3 protein-coding genes and 1 pseudogene are annotated in these 6,370 nt (G+C 76.6%); 1 reads left to right on the top strand and 3 read right to left on the bottom strand.

Translation table 11 applies throughout. The annotated features are described in order from the left end of the window. Positions 1-1,248, top strand: a 1,248-nt coding sequence (locus HLB09_RS11410) for a hypothetical protein (protein WP_246235171.1), incomplete at its 5' end; no start/stop codon positions are given. Between the two features lie 125 nt (positions 1,249-1,373). Here HLB09_RS11410 and HLB09_RS20010 read toward each other — a convergent pair. From HLB09_RS20010 to sepH, 3 genes and pseudogenes are all read right to left on the bottom strand, one after another. Continuing rightward, entirely contained in the window at positions 1,374-4,298 is a 2,925-nt protein-coding gene (locus HLB09_RS20010; RefSeq protein ID WP_171203495.1) for a leucine--tRNA ligase, read from the bottom strand. A 133-nt stretch (positions 4,299-4,431) separates the two neighbouring features. Next, positions 4,432-5,565 carry an Nramp family divalent metal transporter gene (locus HLB09_RS20405; protein WP_409373003.1) on the bottom strand — a complete coding sequence of 378 codons (1,134 nt, stop codon included), beginning with the start codon at positions 5,563-5,565 and terminating at the stop codon, positions 4,432-4,434. A 255-nt stretch (positions 5,566-5,820) separates the two neighbouring features. Next, a pseudogene (sepH, locus tag HLB09_RS20410) lies at positions 5,821-6,336 on the bottom strand (septation protein SepH); the annotation flags it as partial. Positions 6,337-6,370 lie beyond the last annotated feature (34 nt).

Genomic DNA, 6,370 nt, shown 5'->3' on the forward strand with positions numbered 1-6,370 from the left:
GGCCCCGACCCGGTGCCCGCCCGCCCCGCCGGGGCGGGCGGGCGCCCCGCTCCACCCGACCCGCTCGACCCGATCCGAGCAGTCCCGCCGGCCCAGGAGGTCCCCATGCGGCGCGTCGTCGTCCCCGCGGTGCTCGTCGCCGCCCTCACCGGGCTGCTGCTCGCGCCGCCCGCGGTCGCCACCGCGCCCGCGCCGGCCCCCGCCCAGACCTCCGACCAGGCCCCCGACCAGGCCCCCGACCAGACCCCCGACCAGGCCCCCGAGCAGGCCGCCGCCGCGGCCGACGGCCGCACGACGTGGACGGTGCAGCCGTCCTCGGGCGGCGCCGCCGACGGCCGCGTCTCCCTCCGCCAGTCCCTGGCGCCCGGCGCCACCGGGCAGGACGAGGTGCTCGTGACGAACTTCGGCCCGGCCGCGGCCCGCTTCCGCGTCCACGTCGGGGACGGCGTCGTCGGCGCCGGGGAGGCCTTCGACGTGGCGCCGGCCGGCAGCACGCCGGGCGGCTCGGGCGCGTGGGTCTCCCTCGGCGAGGTGCCCGGGGGCGCCGACGACGGGGAGGGCGGCGTCGTCGTCGCGCTCGCGCCGGAGCAGCAGGTCGCGGTGCCCCTCACGACGACCGTGCCGGCGGACGTCGTCCCCGGCGACCACCCCGCCGGGGTCGTCGCCGAGGTCCTCCCCGAGGGCGACGAGCCGCTCGAGGTGGCGGCGCGCGTCGGCGTGCGCCTGCACCTGCGGGTGACCGGCGACGTCCGGGCCGCCGTCGTCGCGGAGGACGTCGAGGCGCGGTGGCGGCCCTCGTGGAACCCGTTCTCCAGCGGCTCGGTGCTCGTCACCTACGGCGTCCGCAACGCGGGCCAGGTGCGCGTGGCCGCGACCTCCGACGTCCGCGTCTCCGGGCCGGTCGACGCCCTCGGGGCGACCGCCTCCGACAGCTGGCGCGAGCTGCTGCCCGGGCAGGTCGTGCCGGCGAGCACCGACCTGTCGGTGTGGGGCCTGCTCCGCTCCGGCGGCCGGGTCGTCGTCGAGGGCGCGCCCGTGGGCGCCGACGTCCTCGACGCGGAGCCGGTCGGCGACAGCGTGCCCCTGGTCGTCTGGACCGTCCCGTGGCCGCAGCTCGTGCTGCTGCTGCTCGCGGGCCTCGTCCTCGTCGTCGTCGTGCGGCGCCGCCGGGCGGCCGAGCGCCGCGTGCAGGAGCGGATCGACGCGGCCGTCGCCGCGGCGACCGCGTCCTCGGACGCCGCCCGCTGAGGGCGCCCGCGGCCGACCGACCGGGGAGCCGTCCACGAGCACGACCGCGCGCGGTCACGCTCGCGGACGGCTCCTCGGCGTCGGCGCGAGAGAGGTGACGGGGGCGAGGGCGCCGGGAGCCGGGCTCAGACGACGACGTTGACGAGCGACGGCGGCCGCACGACGACCTTGCGGACGACGGCGTCGCCGACGGCCCGCTGCACGGCGCCCTCGGCGAGGGCGCGCTCGCGCAGGTCGTCCTCGGTGATGTCGGCGGGCACCTGCAGGCGCGCGCGCACCTTGCCGCGGACCTGCACCACGGCGGTCACCTCGTCCTCGACGAGCAGGGCCTCCTCCGCCTCCGGGAAGGGCTGGCGCACCAGGGAGGTGCTGTGGCCGAGGCGCTCCCACAGCTCCTCGGCGACGTGCGGCGCCAGCGGTGCGACGAGCAGGACGAGCTGCTCGGCGACGGCGCGCGGCGTCGAGCCGCGCTTGACGAGGTGGTTGTTGAGCTCGATGACCTTGGCCAGGGCCGTGTTGAACCGCAGCCCCTCGTAGTCGCGGCGGACGCCGTCGACGGTGCGGGCGAGGACCCGCGCCGTCGCGTCGTCGACCGCCTCGTCCGTCACGCGCAGCTCGCCCGTCGTCTCGTCGACGACGTTGCGCCACAGGCGCTGGAGGAAGCGGAAGGACCCGACCACGGCCCGGGTCTCCCACGGGCGCGCCGCGTCGAGGGGGCCCATGCCCATCTCGTAGAGCCGCAGGGTGTCGGCGCCGTACTCGGCGGCGATCTCGTCGGGCGCCACCGCGTTCTTCAGCGACTTGCCCATCTTCCCGAGCTCGCGCGTGACCGGCTGCCCCTGCCACGTGCAGGCGGTGCCCGCCGGCCCCTCGGCCTCCTCGACCTCGGCCGCCGGCACGGCGATGCCGCGGGCGTCGCGGAAGACGTACGCCTGGATCATCCCCTGGTTGAAGAGCCGGTGGAACGGCTCCGAGGAGCTCACGTGGCCGAGGTCGTGGAGCACCTTGTGCCAGAAGCGCGCGTAGAGCAGGTGCAGGACGGCGTGCTCGGCGCCGCCGACGTAGAGGTCGACCCCGCCCAGCGGCTTGCCCTCGCGGGGGCCCATCCAGGCCGACTCCAGGGCGGGGTCGACGAGGCGCTCGGTGTTGTCCGGGTCGAGGTAGCGCAGCTCGTACCAGCACGAGCCCGCCCAGTTCGGCATGGTGTTGGTCTCGCGGCGGTACCGGCGGGGGCCGTCGCCGAGGTCGAGCTCGACGTGCACCCAGTCCTCGCGGCGCGACAGGGGCGTCTCGGGGGAGGTGTCGGCGTCGTCGGGGTCGAAGGTCCGCGGCGAGTAGTCGTCCACCTCGGGCAGCTCGACGGGCAGCTGGTCCTCCGGCACCGCGTGGGCGACGCCGTCCTCGTCGTAGACGACGGGGAAGGGCTCGCCCCAGTAGCGCTGGCGGCTGAAGAGCCAGTCGCGCAGCCGGTAGGTCGTCGTCGCCCGGCCCAGGCCGCGCTCGTCCAGCCACGCCGACATCCGCTGCACGGCCTCGGGCACCGGCAGGCCGTCGAGGACCACGCCGTCGTCCCCGAGGCGCCCGCGGGAGTCCGACCCCGTGACCGCGCCGTCCTTCGCCGTCCACGCGTCGTCCCACGTGGAGGCGTCGAGCCCGCGGTCGTCCGCCGGGGTGACGACGCAGCGCAGGGGGAGGTCGAACGCGCGGGCGAAGTCGAAGTCGCGCTGGTCGTGGGCGGGCACGGCCATGATCGCCCCCGTGCCGTAGCCCATGAGGACGTAGTCGGCGACGAAGACGGGCACCTGCTCGCCCGTCGCCGGGTGCGTGGCGGTGGCCCCGGTGAAGACGCCGGTCTTGGCGCCGGCCGCCCCCTCGGCCTGCCGCTCGGCGTCGGTGCGCGCGGCCGCCCGGCGCGCGTAGGCGTGCACGGCCTCGCGGGGGGTCGCGGCGCCGCCGGTCCAGCTCTGCGGCAGCGGGTCTCCCGCCGGAGTGGCGTCCGGCCAGGCCGCCGGCAGCACCGTGTCGACGAGGGGGTGCTCGGGGGCGAGGACGAGGTAGGTGGCCCCGAAGAGGGTGTCGGGGCGCGTGGTGAAGACCTCGACGACGCCGTCGCCCGCGGCCTCGCCGCCCTCGACGGCGAAGCGCACGTGCGCGCCGTGGCTGCGCCCGATCCAGTGCCGCTGCTGGACCTTGATGGCCTCGGGCCAGTCGAGCGGCTCGAGGTCGTCGACGAGGCGGTCGGCGTAGGCCGTGATCCGCATCTTCCACTGGCGCAGCGAGGCCGTGAAGACGGGGAAGTTGCCGCGCTCGGAGCGCCCCTCGGCCGTGACCTCCTCGTTGGCGAGCACCGTGCCCAGCCCCGGGCACCAGTTGACGGGCGCCTCGTCGGCGTAGGCGAGGCGGTGCCGGGACAGGACGTCGTCGCGCTCGACCGCGGTCAGGTCGGCCCACGGGCGCCCGTCGGGCGTCGGTCGCGACCCGTCCTCGAAGGCGGCCACGAGCTCGGTGATCGGCCGCGCCCGCTGCTGCTCGGCGTCGTACCAGGAGCCGAAGACCTGCAGGAAGATCCACTGGGTCCAGCGGTAGTAGGCGGGGTCGATCGTCGAGATCGAGCGGTGCGGGTCGTGGCCCAGGCCGAGGCGGCGCAGCTGCTCGCGCATCGTCGCGATGTTGGCGAGGGTCGAGGTCCGCGGGTGGGTGCCGGTCTGCACGGCGTACTGCTCGGCCGGCAGCCCGAAGGCGTCGTAGCCGAGGGTGTGGAGCACCTCTCGCCCGGACATCCGCAGGTACCGGCTGTAGACGTCCGTCGCGATGTAGCCCAGGGGGTGGCCGACGTGCAGGCCCGCGCCCGAGGGGTACGGGAACATGTCCATGACGAAGGCGGTGCTGCCGCCCTCGCGGGGGGTGCGCGCCGCGTAGACGTCGTCGTCGAGCCACCGCTGCTGCCACCGCGCCTCGACCTGCGCCGCGAGCCCCGCGTCGTAGCGCGCGGCGGGGGCGCCGGCGGCGGGGGAGGGGGTCTCGGCGGGGGCGGTGTTCTCGGGAGCCACGCCGGCCGAGACTAGTGCGGCGCGCGGGCCCCCGAGGCCGGCGGCCGGCTGGCGCGCCCGGGTGCCGCCCGGGACGCGCCCGGGGCGTCGCGTCCCGCCGTCCCGCCCCGACGGCTCCTCCCGGGGGCGGTGCTCAGGACAGGTAGCCCCGCAGCTGCTCGACGCAGAGGACGACGAAGAGCAGGCCGGCGGCGACGAGCAGGACGTTGCTCAGCCACCGGTTGCGCCACTCCCGCGGGACGCGTCCGGTGTTGAGCAGCCACAGGAGCGTGCCCGCGAGGAAGGGCATGAAGAGGGCGCCGAGGACGCCGTAGGCCAGGACGAGCTGGAACGGCTGGTCCACCAGGAGCAGCAGCATGGGCGGGAAGGTGAGCCACAGGACGAACGCCCGGAAGGGCAGGGAGCGCTCGGGGTGCTCCGCGCGGGCGGGCGAGCCGGTGCTGCTGCGCATGGTGGCCACGAAGTCGGCGAAGAGGAGGCTCACCCCGTTCCACACGCCGAGCAGGGAGCTGAAGGCGGCCGCGAAGAAGCCGACGAGGAAGACCGTCGCCACGACGGGGCCGAAGCGGTCCTCGAGGACCTCGCCGAGGTCGAGCAGCCCTCGGTCGCCCTGGGTGAGGCTGATGCTCGCCGCGTTGAGCAGCTCGGCGCCCACGACGAGCATGGCCACGACGAAGACGCCCGTCGTGACGTAGGCGATGCGGTTGTCCCAGCGCATCACCCGCACCCAGCCGGCGTCGCGCCACCCCTTGGCGTTCACCCAGTACCCGTAGGCCGCCATCGTGATGGTGCCGCCCACGCCGCCGACCAGACCGAGCGTGTAGACGACCGACCCGTCGGGCAGGCGGGGGACGAGCCCGGCGAGCACCGCCGGCACGTCCGGTGCGACGAGGACCGCGAGCCCCACGACGACGAGGAACATCACGCCGATGAGGACCGTCATGATCTTCTCGAAGACGGCGTAGCGGCTCGTCACGGCCAGGACGAGGCCCGCGACGCCGCACAGCGCGCCCCACGCGGGCAGGGGCATGACGTCGGGGAAGAGCGCAGCGAGCGGCAGGGCGCTCGCCGTCATGGCGGTGGCGCCGTAGACGAAGCCCCAGACGACGACGTAGACGCCGAAGTAGCCGGTGGCCCAACGGGTCAGCGAGCGCCACCCCTGGATGATCGTCGTGCCCGTGGCCAGGTGGAAGCGCCCGGTCGCCTCGGCCAGGGCGATCTTGACCACGCAGCCGTCGACCGCCTCCGGCAGGGGCTCGAGCGCCAGGACGCCGTCGTCGACCGCCTCCTCGGGGCGCGAGGCCGGCGGGTGGGCCGCCGGCGGCTCGCCCGCCGCGTCCCACGGGTCCTCGCCGGCGCCCTCGGACCCGCCCTCGGCCTCCTCGTCGGTCTCCTCGTCGGCCCGGGGCCCGGTGAGCGCCTCGAGCTCGGCCCAGGTCAGGGCCTCCAGCTCCTCGTCGTCGGGGTCGGCGAGCGGCTGGCGGCGACCGCGGCGGCCGCGCAGGTGCTCGAGCAGGTCGAGCGTGCGGCCCGCCCGCTCGCGCCGGTCCGCCTCGGCGCGGGCGGCGTCGTCCTCGCCGCCCACCTCGTCGCCGGTCTGGGCGCCGGTCTGGGCGCCGGTCTGGGCGCCGGTCTGGGCACCGCTCGTCGTGAGGCCCTCGGCTCCGGTCCGCTCGTCGCGCCCGGCGCCGGCGGGGGAGGGGCGCCCTCGCCGGCTAGCGAGGTCGACGGGCGCGTCGTCGCGGGCGGCGGGGCGGGCGGTGCCGCCCTCGTCGACGTCGTAGACCTGCTCGCGCACGGCGGCGAGACGGGGGGCCGAGGCGGGGGGCGCCTCGTCGACGTCGACCGAGGACAGCCAGCGGGCCTCGTCGTCGAGGGCCTCGAGGTGGGCGCGCTGGAGGTCGAAGGACCAGGTGGCGCGGCGCTCCCGCCCGCCCGCGCGGAAGGCCGCGCGCACGAGCCACGCCCCGTCCTCGCGGCGCCACGCGTCCCAGGCGGCGCCGCCTTCGGCCCCGCGCTCGAGGAGGCGGTCGGCCACGAGGGACTCGAGAGACGGGCTGCGGCCGGAGCCG

The sequence above is a fragment of the Pseudokineococcus marinus genome (genome assembly GCF_013004605.1).
In the GTDB taxonomy this organism is placed as follows: Bacteria; Actinomycetota; Actinomycetes; order Actinomycetales; family Quadrisphaeraceae; genus Pseudokineococcus; species Pseudokineococcus marinus.